The organism is Salinispora sp. H7-4, assembly GCF_013416675.1.
Lineage (GTDB): Bacteria > Actinomycetota > Actinomycetes > Mycobacteriales > Micromonosporaceae > Micromonospora > Micromonospora vitiensis.
Window position 1 is genome coordinate 138,662 of sequence record NZ_JABZED010000006.1, and the last position, 647, is coordinate 139,308.

2 protein-coding genes are annotated in these 647 nt (G+C 65.5%); both read right to left on the bottom strand.

Annotated elements, in window-relative coordinates; translation table 11 throughout:
* A partial coding sequence (locus H0524_RS06975; protein WP_180198059.1) for a DUF397 domain-containing protein occupies window positions 1-112 on the bottom strand: 112 nt, incomplete at its 3' end.
* Entirely contained in the window at window positions 109-453 is a 345-nt protein-coding gene (locus tag H0524_RS06980) for a DUF5753 domain-containing protein (RefSeq protein WP_309225034.1), read from the bottom strand. The genes H0524_RS06980 and H0524_RS06975, both read right to left, overlap by 4 nt.
* Window positions 454-647: the final 194 nt, after the last annotated feature.

The window sequence follows — 647 nt, forward strand, 5'->3', positions numbered from 1 at the left end:
CCTTGCTGTCCCGCACCAACACCACCCCGGTCAGATTGTCCGCCACCTCGACACAGTTGCCTTCATTGGCTGACCTGGTCGACTTCCGCCATCGCGGCCCGGCACTCATCATGGCGTCACCCTCAGCTTGTTGATCACGTCGATGGAGGCCCGCTCGCTCAGGGCCTCGCCGAGTAGATGCTCCCACTTGCGCTGCACCAAGCGCATCCACTCCGGGTAGTCAGCGATTTGTCCCCGTGCCGCGTTGTCGAGGCAAAGTAGGTTGTCGCTTCCGGGGAGTTCCGCGATCACGAAGCCGCCGCCCATCGAGGCGTGGGCACCAACCTCAAGCGGCAGGATGTGTAGACGCACCTGAGGCAGCTCGGCCGCTTCGAGTAGTCGACTGAGCTGCCGATCCATGACAGCGCGCCCTCCGACAGGTCGGTGCAGGGCACTTTCGTCGATCACAAACACGCATTCGGACGACTCTGGGGCTACACCGGAACAGCGAGGGGAGACGGCAAAGGCTGGCCCTACCCCGAGCCCGACGGCGCCGAGGGCGACAACTCAGCGAAGGGAAACCTTCTGCCAGCCCCGTGATCAACGTACGAAGCCGCCCAGCGACCGCCACTCGGTCGCTGGGTGGGCGGCGCGTCCTCCGGCCGCCG